The following is a 21723-nucleotide window of genomic DNA, read 5'->3' as shown; positions in this document are numbered from 1 at the left end:
TTACCGGCCCTTCTTCTTGGCGTGCCGCGAGCGAATGATCAGCTTCTGCGACGCCTTGTTCTTGTTGCGGGTGCGCTTGCCCTTGGTTGGCTGGCCCCAAGGCGACACGGGGTGACGACCACCCGATGTCCGACCTTCACCACCACCGTGCGGGTGATCGACCGGGTTCATAACCACACCACGCACAGATGGGCGGATGCCCTTGTGGCGGTTGCGGCCGGCTTTACCAAAGTTCTGGTTCGAGTTGTCAGGGTTCGACACGGCACCGATGGTGGCCATGCATTCCTGACGGACCAGACGCAGTTCACCAGAGCTCAGGCGGATCTGGGCGTAGCCACCGTCACGACCAACGAACTGCGCGTAGGTGCCTGCGGCACGCGCGATCTGACCACCTTTGCCAGGCTTCAGTTCGATGTTGTGGATGATGGTCCCGATCGGCATGCCCGAGAACGGCATCGCGTTGCCGGGTTTGATGTCAGCCTTGGCTGCTGCGATCACCTGATCGCCAACGGCCAGACGCTGAGGCGCCAGGATGTAGGCTTGTTCGCCGTCTTCGTACTTGATCAGTGCGATGAAAGCGGTGCGGTTCGGGTCATATTCGATGCGCTCGACCGTGGCCGCCACATCAAATTTGTTCCGTTTGAAATCGACGATCCGATAAAGGCGTTTTGCCCCGCCGCCTTTGCGGCGCATCGTGATCCGTCCGGTGTTGTTACGGCCGCCGTTCTTCGTCAGACCCTGGGTCAGGGACTTGACTGGACGTCCTTTGTACAGCTCCGAACGGTCGATCAGAACCAGCCCACGCTGGCCCGGCGTCGTCGGTTTGTACGACTTGAGTGCCATGTTAACTGTCTTCCGTTGTCAGACACCTCCCCGGAAGGAGGCTATGTAGGCGCCGGGCGAACCCGGCAGGAGTATAGGGCCCCGAAGGTCCCCGAGTTTGGGTTTTGTGCGTGATGCACAGGGTCACACCAGAGCCAAGGCCAAGCCGTTTCCCCAAAACGTACAGACCCCGGACGAATCCGGGGTGCTACGGATGGCGCTGTGTAGCGGGGGATGTGAGGGGTGTCTAGGGGCAACCGGTTTGACACGAAATCCAAAATCTTTGACACTTGTATTAAGGAAGTGCTGGCCCTCTAATTTGCACTGGTGAATCCCCAGTGGCTAGCTGAAACGGTATCCCTAAATCGTGCGCGCCGTGGTGTGTGAGCCAAGGTAGCCGAAAGAAGGTAGAGAACGAGAGTTGGCACTTCCGGAGAACTTCGATCCAGAACAAGCCCATCTGTTTTTGGGATTCGCCTATTCAATACAAGACATTGCGTCGGCTCTTCACATGCGACCTGATGGTATCTTTCATATTACGAAGACTTCAGAGGATGGTGGGTACTATCGAAGTTTTCGCATACCCAAAAAAAACGGAGGCGAGCGGTCAATCGACCAACCACTTCGGGGGATGGCGATGGCGCAGGAGCGCCTTGCCGCAATTCTTAGGGCTACCTACGTGCCCAAGTCGCACGTGCATGGGTACGTGTGTGATCGCTCGTTTCTTACGAATGCGCAGTACCACGTTGGTCAGAAATGGATACTTAATGTTGATATCGAAGACTTTTTTGGCAGCATCACTTTCCCTCGTGTTCGCGGCCTCTTCCAGACATACTTCGGCTATAGCGACAGAGTTGCTACCACTCTAGCTCGGATCTGCACCTACCAAGGCAAACTTCCGCAGGGAGCAAAAACGTCACCTGTCTTGGCCAACTTGATCGCTCACAATTTGGACAAGTCATTGCTTGCCATTGCTACGAAGCACAGTCTTCGTTTCTCTCGCTACGCAGATGACATTACATTCTCAACAAGTCAGAGAAGGTTTCCACCTTCTCTCGTTACGGCTTGGGAGCCCCTTTATGGAGATCGGGAGATTCAACTCGGAGGCCCTTTGAAAGACGCTTTTATGAAAGCAGGATTCCGGATCAACCAAACAAAAACACGGATTCAGCGGTACGACGAGCGCCAAGTAGTGACCGGTCTAGTGGTGAACAAGAAGGCGAATGTATGGCGATCAGATATAAAGCGGCTTAGGATGAAACTACATTCTGCTCATAAATTCTCAGCAGACGAAGCGGCTAAGATTTGGATAGGGCCATCGGCAACTCAGGAGGACTTCGTTGCCCACGTGGAAGGATGGCTAGCGTTCATCCGACAGGTGCGAGGGAAGAACGACGCGGTTCTTTCAAAGCTCTGTCAGCAAGCAGTAGTCGCGGGGGTGACGCAACAAGCATGGGTCAAGGAGCTCGCAAAGACAGTGCACGAATTTGATGTTTTTCTCTCGCATGCATCGGAAGACAAGCCAAAAGTTAGACTTCTAAGGGATGCGCTTGAGCATCTTGGGGTTAACGTTTTCTTTGACGAGGATAGTATCACTTGGGGTGACTCCATCGTCGAAAAGATCAACGAAGGCCTTCTACGTTCATCCTTCTTTGTCCCATTCCTGTCTGAAACGTTCGCCGCGAAGGGGTGGACCAACAAAGAACTGAACAGCGCCATTACAAATAACGTCCAGCGCAAAGGACGTATTCTTCCGATCACTGATGCAGGATTTGAAGTAGAGGACAACTACCCTTTGCTAAATGACATACTCTACAAGTCTTGGCCTGCTGAGGGTCCGGAGCAGAGTGCGCAAATTGAAGAGCTAGCAGACCAATTGCTAGCGGTGATTGAGAAAAACAAGCTAAAGGCTCAATGAAAGACCTGTTCAAACCAAGCTCAGGAAAGCCCTCGAGCAACTCGAAACTGTCCGCGCTCTCCGTGCATCGTGGCCAGTTCCGCCAACTCAAGTTGACAAACTTTGCCAACAACCTCATCCTCCCTTCATGGCCACAATGAACGTCTCCCTCCCCGAACAGATGAAAGCCTTTGTCGAGGCGCAGTCTGAGGATGGGAAATTCTCGAATGCGAGTGACTACGTGCGGCATCTGATCCGGCGGGATCAGGAGCGGCAGCAGGCGATTGCAGAGTTGCAGGCGCTGGTGGATGAGGCGGAGGCGAGCGGACCAGCGGTGCCATGGGACGCGGACGCATTTCTGGAGCGGATGAACGCAAAGCACGGTGGCTAGACTTCGTATCATTGTCCGCCCGCAGGCGGATGCCGATTTGGGCGAGATTTGGGATTACACAGCGCGGACTTGGTCAGTGGCTCAGGCCAATAGCTATATCATGGCGCTCGATGATGCGTTCCGGCACTTGGCAGAGATGCCAGAGATTGCGCGGGAACAGACGCTGGTTTCGCCTCCTGTTCGCATCTATCAGACTGGCAAGCACAATGTGATTTACCGTGTGTTGGACGGTCAGCTTTTGATCATGCGGGTGCTGCATGTTCGCGCGGACTGGCAGGCGCAATTCGACACCTAACCTTCACAAAATGCATCCTGCGCTGTCCTCAGAACTAATCATCCGCGCAACGGGAACCGTTGTGCCGCGCCGAACCGCCCCCACGGGGCGGCGCGATTGCGCCTCCCCTCGGTTCGGCGCTTTCATACTTCGGTAGTTCTAGTTCTGGCGCAGACCTAAAACATCACCGCCATAACCCCCATGCTCACCACAAGAAACAGCACGGTCATGATCCCGCCGCTCTTCATGAAGTCGGTGACCTTGTAGCCCGCGGGGCCCATGATCAGGGCGTTCACTTGGTGGGTGGGGATCAGGAAGCTGTTGGATGTCGAGATCGCCACCGTCAGCGCAAAGATCGCAGGGTCGCCGCCTGCGGCAACGGCGATGGAAACGGCCAACGGCACCAGCAGGACCGTGGCCCCCACATTCGACATCACGAGCGTGAAGATGGTGGCGAGGACGGCGACGCCCAGTTGCAGGCCCCAGATGGGCCAGCCATCCAATAACGTCAGCACCTGCTGGGCGATCCATGCGGCAGTGCCTGTGTTTTGCACGGCCAGCCCCAGCGGGATCAGGCTGGCCAAGAGGAACACGGTGCTCCAACTCACGGCTTCATAGGCTTCGTCCACGTCGATCACCTTGCTGATGATCATCCCCACCGCCCCCGCGAGCAGGCAGAGCGAAAGGCGAATATCGGTGAACAGGATCATCCCAAGCGCAATCACGAAGAAGAACAACGCCCAGCCAACCTTTTTCGGGCGCAGTTCCTCTCGCGGGAAATCAGAGGTCACCACGACGAAATCACGGTCACGGGTGAGCCGCGTCAAAGCCTCCCACGTGGAGTGTATCGCAAGTGTATCGCCCGCGCGGAACGGCACTTCGCCCACGGCGCAGGGCTCGTGATCCTCGGTCTTGATATAGCTGAACGTGTCGCCGTCGCGGTGGATGGCCAACAGGCTGCTGCCATAGGTTTTACGGAACACCAGATCATGTGCGCATTTGCCGATCAGGCCGGAATCCGGTGGGATCACAACCTCGGCGACGCCGGATTTGGTCGGGGCGAAGTCCTCTCCGAAGACTTCCAACTCTTTGTGCAGGGTAAACTCCCCCTCAAGGATCATCGCACGAACGGAACGCATCGGCCCCATGACGGCCAAGCGGCATGGCGTGGTGATCTCGGTCTCGATCACTGGGGCAAACCAGCGCTGACCGCGATAGGACGAGCCAACGACGTAGATGTTGAACTCTTGCATCAGCTGATCGAACGTCCAGCCGCGATACGGGCTGCGCTCGGGGATGGTGATCTCGTAGATGTCAGACCGAAGGCCGTAGATTTTCTGAAGATAGTTTTGGACCGACTGAGCCGCAGCGCCTTCGTTTGCCTCTGGCAAGGCGGGCAAAACCCAGCGGCCAAACAGCGTGAAGTAAAGAATGCCGGTCAAAACCAGCGCCACTCCGATCGGCGTCACGGAAAAGAGGCCAAAGGCCTCCATTTTCTCACCTTCGGGCAGCATCCCGTTGGCGCTGACGATCAGGTCATTCAACAGGATCAAAGGCGACGACCCGACCATCGTCATCGTACCACCCAGAATCGCGCAGAACCCCATGGGCATGAGCAACCGGCTGAGCGGCAGCCCCGTGCGCACCGAAATCCGCGAGACAACCGGCAAAAACAGCGCCGCTGCGCCCACATTCTGCATGAAGGACGAAATGAAACCGACCGTGCCGGAAATGATCGGGATGATCCGCGCCTCGGTCTTGCCGCCGTGTTTCAGGATGAAGCCGGCCACCTTGGTCATCAGACCGGTCTTATCCAGCCCCGCCCCGATGATCATGACGGCGATGATCGACACCACCGCGTTGGATGCGAACCCGTTAAAGAGCGTCGTTGGATCCGCGAGGTTGCCCAACCCCGGAAGCTGACTCAGCAGCCCCAGCAGGACCATCACCAAGAGAGCGGCGAGGTCGATGCGGATGATTTCAGAGACGAACAGGCCAACGGTAAAGGCCAGCAGACCAAGAACCACCGCCATTTCATACGTCAGACCTATGGTGTCCACTCGCGCGCCTCCTGACCTTTTTTGGCAATTCCGGCGGCGAATTGGAACGAAAATGTCGACTGGATGCGAAGTCCCGGCGAACTGGTTCTATCGTACCACGTAGACCGACATGGGGGCGTGCGTGGCGACGTAGCCGGCATTTGACGAAAAGATATGATCCTTGAGGCCCGGCATATGGCTGGCCATGACGATCAGATCGCAGTCGGTATCTTTTGCGGACTGGATCAATTCAGAGCCGACATTGAGGTGCAGGTCGCGCCGCAAGGTGACATGGTCTGCGGTCTTGATCCCGTGCTCTGCGGCCTGCGCTTCGGCAAAGGTATCGAGGTCTGCCTGCATGCGCTCGCCTTCTGTCACCTTGGACATGGTTGGCACCGCGTCGGCGACACCTGCATAGACCACGGTCGCGTCATTGGCCTTGGCCAATTGCGCCGCAAGCGACAGCGCCTTTGAGAGTTTATCCGTGTTGCCTAGGTCCACGGGAACAAGGATACGAGCATACATGGTGGTTCCTCCTGTTTGGTCGGACCCTTGGGCGTTCGTTGGCTTACGCTGCAAGCCACGCCTCGGCTTCGGCCTCTTGGCCGACTTCGAACCCTTTGATTTCCAGGCCGGGGATCAGCGCGCCTTCGATCTCGGCGGCCTTGCGCAACCACGCTGCATCGGCAACCAGTGCGCATTTGCTGAATTTGGACAAAAGGCCGAATAGTTTCGGCAAGAACGTCATTTCAACGCCGATGGCCGCAAGGCTTGGCATCTCGAAATTGGTCAGGGTGTAATACATCCGACCGTCCGAAACGCCCTCTGACTTGGCCAATAAATCCCAAAGCGCATTGCGCATCGTGTCCTGATCAATCTCACCGTCGATAGTGATATCAACGCGGTTTTCGGATGGTTTGGTGATCTTGAACATCGGTGCCTCCGGACCCTTGGCTAGGTAACACAACCTAGCGCCCCTGGTCCGATCACGTGTTGATCTTGATCAAAGTAGGCGGATGTCAGGCGTGGTAGACACACCTAGCCGGGTCGTGTGTTGACGGTCTTCTGGCGCAGACCAAGGCATTTCCCCGATGCGATCACGCGCCCCGGCACGAACTCGAACCCAGGCAGACCGGAGATGCACCATGGCCAGACCCAAACCAAAACCAATGGATCAGGCAGCGGCCCCTGCGGCATGGGCCTCGATGATGGTCATGAACCCGGCCGCTACGGCGGCATGGCAGGACGTGATGTCCGAAAGCCTCGCTTTTCTGAATGGACGATTTGAAGAAGACCAAAAGATCCCCGGTCGCTTGATGGCATGCCGCACACCTGTTGAGGTCATGGAGGTTCAGACGGACTTTGCCTCCAAAGCCTTCAAAGAGTATTCCGAAGGCGCGATGCAAATCGCGCAATTGATGGCCAAGGCCACGGAGACCACCGCGAAAGAGTTCATGTCAGGGCACTCGCGGGCCTATGATGACGTGCCAATCTAATCTGGGACTACGTCCATGGGGGGCGACGGAGCTTCACGCGCTTCGCAAGCGCCCCGCCAATGTCAGCGCCAAGAGCGCCAGTGCGGCAAGGACAAGGAACGACAGGCGCATTCCGGTCGCCTGCGCGACAAAGCCAATGATGGGCGGTCCCAGCAATAGTCCACCGTAGCCCAGCGTCGCGACGCTCGCGATAGCAGGTCCCGGCGCAACATGTGGATCATTTGCCGCGCGCGAAAACACAAGCGGCATCACCACCGCATATCCCACGCCCATCAGGGCAAAACCCGCCAAGGACAAACCAAAGCTTGCGCCAAACACGCTCGTCATGACGCCGGAAAAGGCGACAACGGCACTGGCGCGCGTCACAGCTACGGGGCCCCAACGTTCGACCAAGACGCCCCCCATCAGGCGTGTCAGCACCATCGCCACGCTGAACACCGCGTAACCAAGCGCGGCACGGGCCTCATCTACATCGCTGGCGAGACGCAGGAAAACAGCGCTCCAATCGGCCATGGCCCCTTCGCCCATGGACGTAGAAAATGCGATCAATCCAACGAGGAACAACGACCCGGTCGGCAAAGCCAGAAAGGGTGCTTTTTCACCGGCGCGGGGCTTTTCAGCCTTGGGGATAGGGGCCGCGTACAAAACCCACAGAGCCGTCACCAAGCCAATGATCGCGACCAACGCGAACTGGGGCAACGGGCTTATGGCAAAACCTGCAGCGACGTAACCGGTCCCCGCGCCAAGCCCTGCACCGAGGCTGAACATGGCATGGAAGATCGACATGGTGCTTCGGCCCAGCTTCTCTTCGACCTTGGCACCCCAGCCGTTCATCGCGACATCCATCGCGCCATGAAAGGCACCAAAGACAAATAACGCGAGCCCGAGCAGCACAGGCGTCGGAGCCACGGCAAGAAGAAGCAATGCAGGCGCGTAGCCCCATGAACACCAGATCGTCAGGCGCTCTGGCCCCCATTTCTCGGAAATGGCACCTGCAAATGGAAAGGACACGATCGCGCCCCCAGCCAAAGCCAACAAGAGTGCCCCCAACACAGAGGGTTCAAGGCCGAACCCCTCTTTGAACGCGGGTACGCGGGACGCCCATGCCCCGAACAGAAGGCCATTCAAAACAAAGGCCGCAACCACGGCTCGCCAACGGGGATCGCGGATCAGTGAGCCACGCTCAGACATTCATCACCTTAGGCCATCCTTCTGTCTTGCAAAGCCGTTTCTTACGCCGTCAGCTGCGTCTGCCCTGCGTTCTTCGGGATGTGACACCGGCGCGGTCGCAGGCGCAACTCCTCAGGCGACATTCGTATGACGGTTCAGTGACTTCGCGCCGACCTCGCCGTGCTTTCGCCCCCCCCCCACAAGCAAAAGAGCCCCGCCGCAGGTGCGACGGGGCTCTTTGTTCAATCTTGACGAACCTTGGCTTACAGGCCGGTGGTCACGTCGATCGTGTTGCCTTCTTCCAGCGTCACGTAGGCTTTTTTCACGTCTTTGCGTGTGCCTTTGATCCCGCGGAAGCGCTTGTTCTTGCCTTTGGTGATGGTCGTGTTCACGGCCTTCACCTTGACGCCGAACAGCGTTTCAACAGCCTCTTTGATCTGAGGTTTGTTGCTGTCGATGGCCACTTCGAAAACAACCGCGCCGTTTTCGGACGCCATGGTGGTTTTCTCGGTGATGATCGGCTTGCGGATCACATCGTAATGTTCTGCTTTGGCACTCATTTCAGGCGAGCCTCCAGAGCTTCGACACCCGCTTTGGTCAGAACCAGAGTGTCGCGTTTCAGGATGTCGTAAACGTTCGCACCAGCGGTCGGCAGGATATCCAGACCTTCGATGTTGCGCGAGGCTTGCAGGAAGCCTTCGTTCACGTCTGCACCGTCGATAACCAGCGCGCGCTTCCAGCCCAGCTCTTTGACCTGTTTGGCCAGCGATGCTGTTTTGCCTTCGGCTTCGGCATTCTCGATGACGACGATTGCGCCTTCTTTTGCCTTGGCGGACAGAGCGTGCTTCAGACCCAGTTTACGGAACTTTTTGGTCAGCTCGTGACCGTGGCTCCGTGGGGTTGGGCCTTTGTAGATACCACCCTTGCGGAAGATCGGCGCGTTGCGGTCACCGTGACGTGCGCCACCGGTGCCTTTTTGGCGATAGATCTTCTTGGTCGAGTAGCTGGTTTCCGAGCGGGTCTTGACCTTGTGGGTACCGGCTTGGGCGTTGTTACGCTGCCAGCGGACCACGCGGTGCAGGATGTCGGCGCGGGGTTCGAGGCCGAACAGATCGTCCGACAACTCGACCGAACCGGCTGTGCCGCCGTCCAGTTTGATGACGTCGAGTTTCATTATTCGTCACCTTCTTTCTTGGCTTCAGGTGCGTCAGCAGCTTCTGCAGCCTTATCGGCCTCGATCGATGCTTCTGCTTCCTTCAGCGCGGCTTCCTCTGCGGCTGCTGCTTCTGCTGCGGCGGCCTCTTCGGCGGCTTTGGCTTCGGCTTCTGCGGCTGCTGCGGCTTCTTCTGCCAGACGTTGCGCTTCACGCTTAGCCGACATCAGAGCTGCAGGCAGGATGACGTTCTCAGGAGTTGGTTTTTTCACCGCGTCCTTGACCGTGACCCAGCCACCTTTCGAACCTGGAACAGCGCCTTTGACCATGATCAGGCCACGGTCGCTGTCGGTCTTGATGACCTGCAGGTTTTGCGTCGTGACACGGGCAGCACCCATGTGACCAGCCATCTTCTTACCTTTGAAGACGCGTCCGGGATCCTGACACTGACCTGTCGAACCGTGCGAACGGTGCGAGATCGAGACACCGTGCGTCGCACGCAGACCGCCAAAGTTCCAACGCTTCATGGCACCGGCAAAGCCTTTACCAATCGACGTACCGGTCACGTCAACAAACTGACCTTCAAAGTAGTGATCGGCGATGATTTCTTCGCCCACTTCGATCAGGTTCTCAGGAGCAACGCGGAACTCAGCAACCTTGCGCTTTGGTTCCACTTTCGCTGCTGCGAAGTGGCCACGCATGGCTTGGCTGGTGCGTTTTGCTTTGGCTGTGCCAGCACCCAGTTGAACGGCAGTGTAGCCATCTTTTTCCGAGGTCCGCTGGGCCACAACCTGAAGGTTGTCCAGTTGAAGAACGGTGACAGGAATCTGCTTGCCGTCTTCCATGAACAGACGGGTCATCCCGACTTTCTTTGCGATAACGCCAGAGCGCAACATTCAGGTGCCCTCCTTAAACCGAGATCTGCACGTCCACGCCAGCGGCGAGGTCGAGCTTCATCAGCGCATCAACGGTCTGCGGGGTCGGATCGACGATGTCCAGCAGGCGCTTGTGCGTGCGGATTTCGAACTGGTCGCGCGACTTCTTGTCGACGTGCGGACCACGCAGAACGGTGAATTTTTCAATCTTGTTCGGCAGTGGGATCGGCCCACGAACCTGAGCACCAGTGCGCTTGGCAGTGTTGACGATTTCCTGCGTGCTGGCATCCAGAACGCGGTAGTCAAATGCCTTGAGCCGGATGCGAATGTTTTGGCTAACGGCCATTTTAGTTGCCCTTCGCGGCTTCTACGGTTGAGAGGTCGACCCTGCGGGATTGCAGCGCCCACGTCGAACCGGGGTCTTCAAGCAAAGATGGGCGCAAAGCACCCATCTTCGATATTCTTCAAACGGGACGCGACGGACGCGTCCCGGGGGTCACCAATTACTCGGTGATGTCGGAGACGACGCCTGCGCCGACGGTGCGGCCGCCTTCGCGGATGGCGAAGCGGAGGCCTTTTTCCATCGCGATTGGCGCGATCAGCTCAACCGAGAACGACACGTTGTCGCCTGGCATGACCATCTCGGTGCCTTCCGCCAGCGTAACCGTGCCAGTCACGTCCGTCGTACGGAAGTAGAACTGTGGACGGTAGTTCGCGAAGAATGGCGTGTGACGGCCACCTTCATCCTTCGTCAGGATGTAGGCTTCTGCTTCGAACTTCGTGTGTGGCGTCACGGATGCTGGCTTACACAGAACCTGACCACGCTCAACGCCGTCACGGTCCACACCGCGCAGCAGTGCGCCGATGTTGTCGCCTGCTTCACCGCGGTCCAGCAGCTTGCGGAACATTTCAACGCCTGTGCAGGTCGTCTTGGTGGTGTCGCGGATACCGACGATTTCAATCTCGTCACCCACGTTGATCACGCCACGCTCAACACGACCGGTCACAACCGTACCACGACCCGAGATCGAGAACACGTCTTCGATCGGCATCAGGAATGGCTGGTCAACCGCACGCTCTGGGGTGTCGATGTACTCATCAACAGCCGCCATCAGCTCTTTGATCTTCTCTTCGCCGATCTCAGGGTTGTTGCCTTCCATCGCCGCCAGAGCCGACCCCGCGATGATTGGGATATCGTCGCCTGGATACTCGTAGCTTTCCAGCAGTTCGCGGATTTCCATCTCGACGAGCTCCAGAAGCTCTTCGTCGTCGACCTGGTCCACTTTGTTCATGAACACGACCATCTTCGGGATGCCAACCTGGCGACCCAGCAGGATGTGCTCGCGCGTTTGTGGCATTGGGCCGTCAGCTGCGTTCACAACCAGGATCGCGCCGTCCATCTGCGCCGCACCCGTGATCATGTTTTTCACGTAGTCAGCGTGGCCTGGGCAGTCCACGTGCGCATAGTGGCGGTTCTCGGTCTCGTACTCAACGTGTGCGGTCGAGATCGTGATGCCGCGGGCTTTCTCTTCTGGCGCGCCGTCAATCTGGTCATACGCTTTGAAGTCACCAAAGTACTTCGTGATCGCTGCCGTCAACGTCGTCTTCCCGTGGTCAACGTGACCAATCGTGCCGATGTTCACGTGCGGTTTCGTACGTTCAAACTTTTCCTTTGCCATGATGGCTACTCCTTGTTCGTCTGGGGCGGCGGGGTGAACCCCGCCCTACGGGTGGTGGGTAGGGCGGGGTTCACCCCGCCATCCCGGTTATGCGTATTTCTCTTGGATTTCCTGGCTGATGTTCGCCGGAACCGGATCGTAGTGGTCGAACTGCATCGTGAACTGCGCGCGGCCCGAAGACATCGAACGCAGGGTGTTGATGTAGCCGAACATGTTCGCCAGCGGCACGAATGCATCGATGGCAATCGCGTTACCACGAGGCTCTTGACCCGAAACCTGACCGCGGCGCGACGTCAGATCGCCGATGATGCCACCGGTGTATTCCTCCGGCGTGATCACTTCGACTTTCATGATCGGCTCAAGCAGTTTCGCGCCAGCTTTCTTCATGCCTTCGCGCATGCCCATACGAGCGGCGATTTCAAAGGCCAGAACGCTGGAGTCAACGTCGTGGAACTTACCGTCGATCAGAGCAACCTTGAAGTCGATCACTGGGAAGCCAGCCAGAGGGCCGCTGTCCATGACGGACTGGATGCCTTTTTCAACACCTGGGATGTATTCCTTTGGAACGGCACCACCAACAATGCGAGACTCAAACGAGTAACCTTCACCTGGCTCTGTCGGCGTGATGATGAGCTTGACCTCGGCGAACTGACCCGAACCACCCGACTGTTTCTTGTGGGTGTAGGAGTGCTCGACCTCGTGACCGATGGTCTCGCGGTAAGCCACCTGTGGAGCACCGATGTTCGCTTCAACCTTGAACTCGCGCTTCAGGCGGTCGACCAGGATGTCGAGGTGAAGTTCACCCATGCCCTTCATGATGGTCTGACCGGACTCGAGGTCGGTTTCGACGCGGAAGGATGGGTCTTCTGCCGCCAGACGCTGCAGACCCTGAGACATTTTCTCTTGGTCGGCTTTGGTCTTTGGCTCGACGGCGATCTCAATCACTGGATCTGGGAAGTTCATCGTTTCCAGAACCACAGGATCGTTCACAGCCGACAGCGTGTCACCGGTCGTCGTGTCTTTCAGACCCGCCAGCGCGATGATGTCACCTGCGAATGCTTCAGTGATCTCTTCGCGGTTGTTCGAGTGCATCATCATCATCCGGCCAACGCGCTCTTTACGACCTTTGGTCGAGTTCAGCAGCGTATCGCCCTTGTTCAGGACGCCCGAGTAGATGCGTGTGAAGGTCAGCGAGCCAACGAACGGGTCGTTCATGATTTTGAACGCCAGACCAGCAAAGGCCATGTCGTCGTCAGCACGGCGTGCGATATTCCGTTCTTCCGTTTCATCGCCGGGTTTGAAGCCCATGTAGTCGACAACGTCGAGTGGCGAAGGAAGATAGTCGATCACAGCGTTCAACAGAGGCTGGACGCCTTTGTTTTTGAACGCCGAGCCACCCAGCACAGGAACGAAGTCGAGCGCCAGTGTGCCCTTGCGCAGCAGTTTGCGCAGGGTTGGGACGTCTGGTTCGTTGCCTTCCAGATACGCTTCCATCGCGTCGTCGTCTTGCTCGACGGCGGCTTCGATCATTTTCTCGCGCCATTCGTTGGCCATGTCCGACAGGCTGTCGCGGATCGGTGCTTTGATCCAGGACGCGCCCAGATCTTCACCCTGCCACAGCCACTCTTCCATGGTGACGAGGTCGATCAGACCTTCCAGCTCGGATTCTGCGCCGATTGGAATACCAACGGGCACAGCGCGTGCGCCGGTGCGGTCTTCGATCATGCGAACGCAGTTGAAGAAGTCCGCGCCGATTTTGTCCATCTTATTGACGAACACCATGCGTGGAACCTTGTAGCGGTCAGCCTGACGCCAAACGGTTTCAGTCTGAGGCTCAACACCTGCGTTGGCGTCCAGAACACAAACGGCACCGTCGAGAACCGCCAGCGAACGCTCAACTTCGATCGTGAAGTCCACGTGACCGGGGGTGTCGATGATGTTCATGCGGTGCTTTGGCGTGTCTGCCGTTTGACCGTCCTCGGTACGCTCCCAGAACGTGGTGGTCGCAGCGGAGGTAATCGTGATGCCACGCTCCTGCTCTTGCTCCATCCAGTCCATGGTCGCTGCGCCATCGTGCACTTCGCCGATGTTGTGCGACTTACCGGTGTAGTACAGGATCCGCTCAGAGCAGGTCGTTTTACCCGCGTCGATGTGCGCCATGATCCCAAAGTTGCGATATAGTTCGAGAGGATATTCGCGTGCCATGGTTTGGTCCTTGGAGGTCCTAGAGAGAGAAAGGCTTCACTGTCCGTAAAGTCAGGAAGCGGGCCTCGGTGAGGCCCGCCAAAATGATTACCAGCGGTAGTGCGAGAACGCTTTGTTGGCTTCTGCCATCTTGTGCGTGTCTTCGCGTTTCTTGACCGCGGAACCGCGCGACTGCACGGCGTCCAGAAGCTCACCGGCAAGGCGCTCTTCCATGGTGTTTTCGTTGCGACCGCGTGCGGCGGTGATCAGCCAGCGGATGGCCAGAGCCTCACGGCGGTCAGGGCGCACCTCGACAGGAACCTGATAGGTTGCACCACCAACCCGGCGCGAACGAACTTCGAGCGCTGGTTTGATGTTGTCGAGCGCTTCGTGGAACAGCTCCACAGGTGCGCGCTTAACTTTGTCTTCGACGCGGTCGAGGGCACCGTAAACGATACGCTCGGCGACGGATTTTTTCCCGTCCAGCATCAGGTTGTTCATGAATTTCGTCAGAACCTTATCGCCATATTTGGCGTCAGGCAGGACTTCACGTTTTTCAGCAGCGTGACGACGCGACATATCAATATCCCCTTACTTAGGACGCTTCGCGCCGTATTTCGAACGGCGTTGTTTCCGATCTTTGACGCCCTGGGTATCCAGAACACCACGCAGGATGTGGTAACGAACACCTGGAAGGTCTTTCACCCGGCCACCACGGATCAGAACCACCGAGTGTTCCTGAAGGTTGTGGCTTTCACCAGGAATGTAGCTGATCACTTCGTAACCGTTGGTCAGACGCACCTTGGCCACTTTCCGCATCGCCGAGTTCGGCTTTTTCGGGGTTGTGGTGTAGACGCGGGTACACACGCCACGCTTCTGAGGGTTCCCCTCGAGGTGGAGCGACTTGGACCGCTTGATTTTAGGCTTCCGCGGTTTGCGGATCAGCTGCTGGATCGTTGGCATTGGGCGTTCTTCCCGTTTCCTACTTCTTGGTGGTGTCCCACCGTTCATTTGAATGCATGACCATTGACACATGACCACGCGCAAAAGCCGCAAACCCTCCCATGTCCCTGGGAAGGTGCGGGGTATTCAGAGGATCGAAAGGCACCCGATTGATCTTTGGCCCTTGGATCATGTCCACTTAAATTTTGATGTCCGGCGTGGCCACAGGGCCAGCGACCCTTGGGAGGCCGATGCCGAAGTGGGCGCGTCCTACACGGGAGTCGCTGAGGTGTCAACAGGGCCTGCTCTTGCGGCCTTGGCCTGCGCTATTCTGCCGTCACTCTGCGCTCTCGATAGAGCGTGAACAACCCGGTCGCCACGATCAGGCTGGCACCAATAATGGTCGGCAGATCGGGGATTTCGCGAAACAAGAACACGCCAAGCAAGAGAGCAACGACAATGGCGGAATACCGATAAGGCGCGATGAACCCGATCTCGCCAAGCCTCATGGTCGCCACAGATGCAAAATACGCGACCATCACGGTCACCATCGCGCCTGAAATCGCCCACGCAGCCGTCGGCGTCCACGGAACCCAATCCGATCCGAGCGACCCAAGCCCTCCGCCCACCATGACGAACGATGCCGACCCCAAGGCTGCCAGCATCGTCGGACATTTCGGGGACAACTGGCGCGACGCCAATTCGCGCACCGTGATCACCGCCACGGCCAAGAGCGCATAAACGGAATAGATCGAAAACCCATCGAACCCCGGCCTGACAATCAGGAGGACTCCGACAAAGCCAATCACGATGGCCGTCATGCGCCGCCATCCGACCGGCTCTCCCAAGAACACGGCCCCCGCGAGTGTGACCGTCAATGGCAGGGTCTGGATGATCGCCGTCGCATCCGCGAGCGGCATATTGAAGATCGCCGAGATAAAGAGGAACGCGGCGGCGACCTCGCAAACACCGCGCAGCGCGATGAGCATCCAGTCCCTCCGCGGCAGGCGCAACCGAAGATGTCCAAGGGCGGCCGCGAGGCAGAGCATGAATATCACCACGCCGATGCCGCGCACAAAGATCGATTGTGCAAGGGGCCATTCGCCGCCCAAGACCTTCATAAAGGCGTCGTTGATGGTGAAGGCAGTCATTGAAACCACCATCCAAGCCGCACCGATACGATTGGCGGATGCAGAATGCGTCTGTGTCATAGCGGCGTTAGACGGCGCGCGTGCAGCAAGGGCAAGCCCATTGGCGACATGTTCGGCGTCCGTTGGCGAGAGCGATCCGAAAACTACGTCAAAAGGCATGATTGATCTGCCCGCCATAGCTTTATCGGTGCGCCAACCTTGGGCATGGGCAATTGTGGCCGGGCACAAGAAGATCGAAAATCGCAGCACAGGTTCGATCGCTGCAGGGAATATGCGCACCGGACGCATTGCGATACATGCCGCCAGCGGCCTGAAAGAGGATGAGTTCCGATGGGGCCATTGGCGATTAATGCGCCATGGGGTGAGTTGCCCAAGACCCGACGCGCTTGTCAGGTCGGCCATCATTGGCGCCGTCGACGTGGTCGACATCGTATCCGAAAGCGACAGCGAATGGTTCGGCGGCGAGAAGGGGTTGGTTCTGGCCAACGCAGAAATGTGCGATCCAATCCCCTGCGTCGGCGCGCTTGGCTATTTCGCATGGACGCAGAGCGGAACGTTTTCAGAGGTCAAGCCGTGGATGCGCAGCTATGACCTGCCATCCGGCGACGCGCAAACCGGAGAGCTCTTTCCTGAACTCCCTCCATCTTTCGAACACGATCCAACGCGCCCGCGTCGCTCCACGAAACGCGGGCGGGACTAGAAGCCTACATCTGCGGAATACGTCGGTTGTCTCGGGCCGCGTCGACGACGGCAGCAATCCGTTTGGCGCGGGTGGGTTGTGTCTTGGCCAGCTTGATCCACCGCAACAGATTGCGCCGATAGGCCGGTGGTGACGCCGCATAGTTCGCCTGAGCAACCGTGTCTGGGGCAAGCGCGGCGCTCAGATCTTCGGGATCAATCAATGCGTCGACATCATCATAAAACGCCCACATGCCATTTGACTTGGCCTCGGCAATCGCGGCTTCACCGGCCGCATGCATCCGTCCCTCTTTGCGCAGCTTTTCGGCACGGTCCTTATAACTTTTGGCCCATGCCTGCATCTTGCGCGGCGCGATGAGTTGCATGGTGCGCAATGGGTCTTCGTGCTTGCGCCGTATGCCGTCAATCCAACCGTGAGCGATGACCGCATCCAAGACATCCGACGTCGAAAGATACTTTGCCGGCGTGTCTTTTTTCCACGTCACCAACCAAACAGAGTCCGTTTGGCCGTGGTTCTCTGCCATCCACTCCCAAAGGGCGTTGGCACTGTCGATTTCAATTCGCGCGAAATTCTCGGTCTTGGTCATGACCGCTGACTTAGGGCACGCATGGCAAGAGTCTTTGCCCGCAAAGAAAAAGGGCCGCCCAAATGGACGGCCCCTTTGAATGCTTGTGCAGTAATCGCTTACTCGCGGCTCTCTGGCGTGTCGACGATGAAGGCGTCAAACTCGTCTCCGCCGACCACGTCGTCACCCACAGGTGCGGCCAGTGCTGCGGCGGCTTCGGCCTCTTCGCGGCGTGCTTCGATCACGACGTTATCGCGCGACTGGGCGATGCGGCGGACGCGCTGCGTTGCGCCACCTGTACCAGCCGGGATCAGACGACCCACGATGACGTTCTCTTTCAGGCCAACCAGTTTGTCTTTCTTACCTTGGACAGATGCCTCGGTGAGAACACGTGTGGTCTCCTGGAACGACGCCGCCGAGATGAACGAGCGGGTCTGCAGCGAGGCCTTGGTGATCCCGAGAAGGATCGGCTCGCCTGCCGCCGGACGCTTGCCACGGGCAATCGCCTTTTCGTTCGCCGCGTCGAACTCTGCCTTATCGACATGCTCGCCTTTCAGCAGCGTTGTCTCGCCAGAGTCCAAGATCTCCCACTTCTGCAGCATCTGGCGAACGATCACCTCAATGTGCTTGTCGTTGATCTTCACACCTTGCAGGCGATAGACGGCCTGAACCTCGTCGATCATGTAATCGGCCAGAGCCTCGACACCCATGATGGACAGGATGTCGTGCGGTGCAGGGTTCCCGTCCATGATGTAATCACCCTTCTGGATGAAATCACCTTCCTGAACTGGGATGTGCTTGCCCTTTGGCACCATGTACTCCGAAGGCTCCATGGTTTCGTCCGCTGGAACAATCGCGATGCGGCGCTTGTTCTTGTAGTCGCGGCCGAATTTCACGTAGCCATCAATTTCGGCGATGATCGCGTGATCCTTTGGACGCCGAGCCTCAAAGAGTTCCGCAACCCGTGGCAGACCACCGGTGATGTCCTTGGTGCCGCCACCCTCACGCGGGATACGGGCCAGGATGTCACCTGCTTTGACCTCCGTCTGGTCCTCGACCGACAGGATCGCGTCAACCGACATGGCGTAGGCCAGTGGGTTGCCGTCTTCCCGCTTCATCGGCTCGCCATCTGGGCCAGCGATGATGATCTTTGGAGCCAGTTCGTTGCCTTTTGGCGCAGTGCGCCAGTCGGCCACGATTTTCTGGGTCATGCCGGTCGCTTCGTCGGTTTCTTCGCGCACGGCAACACCGGCGGTCAGATCGACATATTTCGCAGTACCGTCTTTCTCGGCGATGATCGGCAGAGTGAATGGGTCCCATTCAAACAGCTTCGCACCGCGTTCGATGGTGTCACCGTCTTTGACCAGCAGTTTGGAGCCATAACCAACCTTGTAAGAGGCCAGTTCTGCACCGGTTTCGCTTTCGACAGCGACAACCATGTTGCGCGACATCGACAGCAGAGCGCCAGCCGCCGTTTCCAGGACGTTGGAATTGCGGAAGACAACTTTACCGGCTTGGCTGCTCTCTTGCGAAGACTGCTGACCGCCACCCTGAGCAACGCCGCCGATGTGGAAGGTCCGCATCGTCAACTGTGTCCCGGGTTCGCCGATCGACTGCGCCGCGATGATGCCGACGGCCTCACCTTGGTTCACAGGCGTACCGCGTGCGAGGTCACGACCGTAGCAGGTGGCACAGATGCCATCTTCGGTCTCACAGGTCAGTGGCGAGCGGATCTGCATCGTCTGCACACCGGCCTCTTCGACCATGTCGGCCTTGCGTTCGTCGATCAGTTCACCCTTGGCGACCAGAACCTCATCCGTGCCGGGGCGCAGCACGTCTTCTGCGGCCGTCCGGCCCAGAATACGTTCACCCAGAGACGAGATGACTTCGCCGTCGTTCACTGCCGCTTGCGCGGTGATCGAACGTTCGGTGCCACAGTCCTTTTCGCGGACGATACAGTCCTGTGCGACGTCCACCAGACGACGTGTCAGGTAACCCGAGTTCGCAGTCTTCAAAGCGGTATCCGACAGACCCTTCCGGGCACCGTGTGTTGAGTTGAAGTACTCAAGAACGGTCAGACCTTCTTTAAAGTTCGAGATGATCGGCGTTTCGATGATCTCGCCATTCGGCTTGGCCATCAGGCCGCGCATCGCGCCCAGCTGCTTCATCTGAGTAACCGAACCCCGTGCTTTCGAGTCGGCCATCATGAAGACCGAGTTCGGCTCCATGTCTGCGCCATTTTCGTCCTTACGGGTCGCCTTGATGGTATTCATCATGGCGTCGGTGACCTTGTCGTTACAGATCGACCAAGCGTCCGTCACTTTGTTGTACTTTTCGCCCTGAGTGATCAGGCCGTCCATGTACTGTTGTTCGAACTCTTTCACCTGATCGCGGGTGCCGTCGACGATGTCCCATTTGTTGTCTGGGATGACCATGTCGTCCTTACCGAACGAGATCCCGCCGCGGAATGCTTCGCGGAAACCCAGCGTCATGATCTGGTCACAGAAGATCACCGACTCTTTCTGACCGCAGTAACGGTAGACCGTGTCGATGACGTTCTGCACTTCGCCCTTTTTCAGCAGGCGGTTGACCAGGCTGAACGGTGCCTTAGCGTTGAGCGGCAAGAGCGCGCCAACGCGCAGACGACCGGGGGTCGTTTCAAAGCGTTCATAGACCTCTTGGCCATGCTCATCGATCTGCTTCACACGGGCGTTGATCTTGGCGTGCAGGTGCACGGTGCCGTTGCCAAGCGCGTGCTCGACCTCTTCCATGCTCCCGAATGTCATGCCTTCGCCAGCCATGCCTTCGCGCATCAGGGTCACGTAGTAGAGACCCAAGATCATGTCCTGCGAAGGAACGATGATCGGCGCGCCGTTTGCTGGCGACAGAACGTTGTTCGTCGACATCATTAGAACACGCGCTTCCAACTGGGCCTCAAGGCTCAGCGGGACGTGCACAGCCATCTGGTCACCGTCGAAGTCAGCGTTAAACGCCGAACAAACAAGCGGGTGAAGCTGAATGGCTTTGCCTTCGATCAGGACGGGTTCGAACGCCTGAATGCCAAGACGGTGCAGCGTAGGCGCACGGTTCAGCATGACAGGGTGTTCGCGGATCACCTCATCGAGGATATCCCACACCTCTGGACGCTCTTTTTCGACCAGTTTCTTGGCTTGCTTCACTGTGGAAGACAGACCTTTGGCCTCAAGCCGCGAGTAGATGAACGGCTTGAACAGCTCGAGCGCCATCTTCTTGGGCAGACCACATTGGTGCAGCTTCAGCTCCGGGCCCGTCACAATGACCGAACGACCCGAGAAGTCGACGCGCTTACCCAAAAGGTTCTGACGGAAGCGACCCTGCTTACCTTTCAGCATGTCCGACAGCGATTTCAGCGGGCGCTTGTTGGCACCGGTGATCACGCGGCCACGACGGCCGTTGTCGAACAGAGCGTCAACCGACTCTTGCAGCATCCGCTTTTCGTTGCGGACGATGATGTCAGGCGCGCGCAGTTCGATCAGACGCTTCAGACGGTTGTTCCGGTTGATCACACGACGATAAAGGTCGTTGAGGTCGGACGTCGCAAAGCGGCCACCATCCAGAGGCACCAGCGGGCGCAGTTCTGGCGGGATCACAGGCACGACGGTCAGGATCATCCATTCCGGACGGTTGCCGGATTCAAGGAAGCTCTCGACGATCTTCAGGCGCTTGATGATCTTCTTGGGCTTCAGTTCACCCGTGGCTTCGGCCAGATCCGCGCGCAGTTGCTCGGCTTCGGCCTCAAGGTCGATCATCGACAGCATTTCACGGATGGCTTCGGCACCGATGTTGGCCTGGAATGCGTCGGCGCCATAGGCGTCCTGGGCATCCATGAATTCTTCCTCGGACATCAGTTGCCCGTAGGTGAGGTCGGTCAGACCGGGTTCGATGACCACATAGTTTTCAAAGTACAGAATCCGTTCCAGATCGCGGAGCGTCATGTCGAGCATGAGGCCGATCCGGGATGGCAGCGACTTCAGGAACCATATGTGCGCAACGGGCGCGGCCAGTTCGATGTGGCCCATACGCTCACGGCGGACCTTTTGCAGCGTGACTTCCACACCGCATTTCTCGCAGACAACGCCGCGATACTTCATGCGCTTATATTTGCCGCAGAGGCATTCGTAGTCTTTGATCGGGCCAAAGATACGCGCGCAGAAAAGGCCGTCACGCTCGGGCTTGAACGTCCGGTAGTTGATGGTTTCTGGCTTTTTGATCTCACCAAAGGACCACGAGAGAATACGCTCGGGCGAGGCGAGAGAGACCTTGATCTCGTCGAATTGCTTCGGCGGGGTCAGCGGGTTGAATGGGTTGGTCGAGAGTTCCTGGTTCATTAGGTTACCTCATTGGCA

Annotated in this window: 21 protein-coding genes; 5 read left to right on the top strand and 16 right to left on the bottom strand. The window is 57.9% G+C overall.

Features of this window, described 5'->3' with window-relative positions:
• Complete coding sequence (gene rplB, locus FE702_RS13640) at positions 1-843, bottom strand: 50S ribosomal protein L2 (RefSeq protein ID WP_147126883.1); 843 nt, start codon at positions 841-843, stop codon at positions 1-3.
• Positions 844-1243: 400 nt separating this feature from the next.
• Here rplB and FE702_RS13635 point away from each other — a divergent pair, with 400 nt between their 5' ends.
• From FE702_RS13635 to FE702_RS13625, 3 genes are all read left to right on the top strand, one after another.
• Entirely contained in the window at positions 1244-2740 is a 1497-nt protein-coding gene (locus tag FE702_RS13635; protein WP_147126882.1) for a TIR domain-containing anti-phage reverse transcriptase, read from the top strand.
• A gap of 127 nt (positions 2741-2867) precedes the next feature.
• Positions 2868-3110, top strand: a complete 243-nt coding sequence (locus FE702_RS13630) for a type II toxin-antitoxin system ParD family antitoxin (protein ID WP_147126881.1) — start codon at positions 2868-2870, stop codon at positions 3108-3110.
• Positions 3103-3405 (top strand): type II toxin-antitoxin system RelE/ParE family toxin, encoded by a 303-nt coding sequence (locus FE702_RS13625; RefSeq protein ID WP_147126880.1) that lies wholly within the window; start codon positions 3103-3105, stop codon positions 3403-3405. Before FE702_RS13630 ends, FE702_RS13625 begins: the two co-directional genes overlap by 8 nt.
• Positions 3406-3560: 155 nt before the next feature.
• Here FE702_RS13625 and FE702_RS13620 read toward each other — a convergent pair whose 3' ends face one another.
• From FE702_RS13620 to FE702_RS13610, 3 genes are all read right to left on the bottom strand, one after another.
• On the bottom strand, positions 3561-5444 hold the full coding sequence (locus tag FE702_RS13620) for an SLC13 family permease (protein WP_147126879.1): 1884 nt from the start codon (positions 5442-5444) through the stop codon (positions 3561-3563).
• An 87-nt stretch (positions 5445-5531) separates the two neighbouring features.
• On the bottom strand, positions 5532-5948 hold the full coding sequence (locus FE702_RS13615) for a universal stress protein (RefSeq protein ID WP_147126878.1): 417 nt from the start codon (positions 5946-5948) through the stop codon (positions 5532-5534).
• 43 nt (positions 5949-5991) lie between these two features.
• On the bottom strand, positions 5992-6357 hold the full coding sequence (locus tag FE702_RS13610; protein WP_147126877.1) for a SpoIIAA family protein: 366 nt from the start codon (positions 6355-6357) through the stop codon (positions 5992-5994).
• A gap of 211 nt (positions 6358-6568) precedes the next feature.
• Between FE702_RS13610 and FE702_RS13605 the strand changes: the two genes are divergently transcribed.
• Positions 6569-6919, top strand: a complete 351-nt coding sequence (locus tag FE702_RS13605; protein WP_186827094.1) for a phasin family protein — start codon at positions 6569-6571, stop codon at positions 6917-6919.
• A 33-nt stretch (positions 6920-6952) separates the two neighbouring features.
• Here the strand turns inward: FE702_RS13605 and FE702_RS13600 are convergent, their stop codons facing one another.
• The 10 genes from FE702_RS13600 to FE702_RS13555 form a co-directional block, all read right to left on the bottom strand.
• Positions 6953-8110 carry an MFS transporter gene (locus tag FE702_RS13600; RefSeq protein ID WP_147126875.1) on the bottom strand — a complete coding sequence of 386 codons (1158 nt, stop codon included), beginning with the start codon at positions 8108-8110 and terminating at the stop codon, positions 6953-6955.
• Positions 8111-8352: 242 nt separating this feature from the next.
• Positions 8353-8649, bottom strand: a complete 297-nt coding sequence (locus FE702_RS13595) for a 50S ribosomal protein L23 (protein WP_147126874.1) — start codon at positions 8647-8649, stop codon at positions 8353-8355.
• Positions 8646-9263, bottom strand: coding sequence for a 50S ribosomal protein L4 (rplD, locus tag FE702_RS13590; protein ID WP_147126873.1), 618 nt, complete (start codon positions 9261-9263; stop codon positions 8646-8648). Before rplD ends, FE702_RS13595 begins: the two co-directional genes overlap by 4 nt.
• Positions 9263-10138, bottom strand: coding sequence for a 50S ribosomal protein L3 (rplC, locus tag FE702_RS13585; RefSeq protein ID WP_147126872.1), 876 nt, complete (start codon positions 10136-10138; stop codon positions 9263-9265). Before rplC ends, rplD begins: the two co-directional genes overlap by 1 nt.
• 13 nt (positions 10139-10151) lie before the next feature.
• The gene (rpsJ, locus tag FE702_RS13580; protein ID WP_147126871.1) at positions 10152-10463 is read right to left on the bottom strand and encodes a 30S ribosomal protein S10; all 312 of its coding nucleotides are present in this window, start codon (positions 10461-10463) and stop codon (positions 10152-10154) included.
• A gap of 157 nt (positions 10464-10620) precedes the next feature.
• Positions 10621-11796, bottom strand: a complete 1176-nt coding sequence (gene tuf, locus FE702_RS13575; protein ID WP_147126800.1) for an elongation factor Tu — start codon at positions 11794-11796, stop codon at positions 10621-10623.
• 87 nt (positions 11797-11883) lie between these two features.
• Positions 11884-14001, bottom strand: coding sequence for an elongation factor G (gene fusA / locus FE702_RS13570; RefSeq protein ID WP_147126870.1), 2118 nt, complete (start codon positions 13999-14001; stop codon positions 11884-11886).
• 87 nt (positions 14002-14088) lie between these two features.
• Positions 14089-14559, bottom strand: a complete 471-nt coding sequence (gene rpsG / locus FE702_RS13565) for a 30S ribosomal protein S7 (protein ID WP_147126869.1) — start codon at positions 14557-14559, stop codon at positions 14089-14091.
• A 12-nt stretch (positions 14560-14571) separates the two neighbouring features.
• The gene (gene rpsL / locus FE702_RS13560) at positions 14572-14943 is read right to left on the bottom strand and encodes a 30S ribosomal protein S12 (protein WP_147126868.1); all 372 of its coding nucleotides are present in this window, start codon (positions 14941-14943) and stop codon (positions 14572-14574) included.
• Positions 14944-15248: 305 nt separating this feature from the next.
• Positions 15249-16133 carry a DMT family transporter gene (locus FE702_RS13555; RefSeq protein ID WP_147126867.1) on the bottom strand — a complete coding sequence of 295 codons (885 nt, stop codon included), beginning with the start codon at positions 16131-16133 and terminating at the stop codon, positions 15249-15251.
• 97 nt (positions 16134-16230) lie between these two features.
• Here FE702_RS13555 and FE702_RS13550 point away from each other — a divergent pair, with 97 nt between their 5' ends.
• Positions 16231-16773: an ASCH domain-containing protein gene (locus FE702_RS13550; protein WP_147126866.1), complete on the top strand. Its 543-nt coding sequence runs from the start codon at positions 16231-16233 to the stop codon at positions 16771-16773.
• A gap of 4 nt (positions 16774-16777) precedes the next feature.
• On the opposite strand, the gene FE702_RS13545 is transcribed toward FE702_RS13550, so the two are convergent.
• Complete coding sequence (locus FE702_RS13545) at positions 16778-17359, bottom strand: YdeI/OmpD-associated family protein (protein ID WP_147126865.1); 582 nt, start codon at positions 17357-17359, stop codon at positions 16778-16780.
• Positions 17360-17457: 98 nt separating this feature from the next.
• Positions 17458-21705 carry a DNA-directed RNA polymerase subunit beta' gene (rpoC, locus tag FE702_RS13540; RefSeq protein WP_147126864.1) on the bottom strand — a complete coding sequence of 1416 codons (4248 nt, stop codon included), beginning with the start codon at positions 21703-21705 and terminating at the stop codon, positions 17458-17460.
• Positions 21706-21723: the final 18 nt, after the last annotated feature.

This window comes from Shimia ponticola, from assembly GCF_007995215.1.
Classification (GTDB): domain Bacteria; phylum Pseudomonadota; class Alphaproteobacteria; order Rhodobacterales; family Rhodobacteraceae; genus Shimia_B; species Shimia_B ponticola.
Note: the sequence above shows the minus strand (reverse complement) of the source record. Positions and strands in the feature narration are given on the sequence as shown.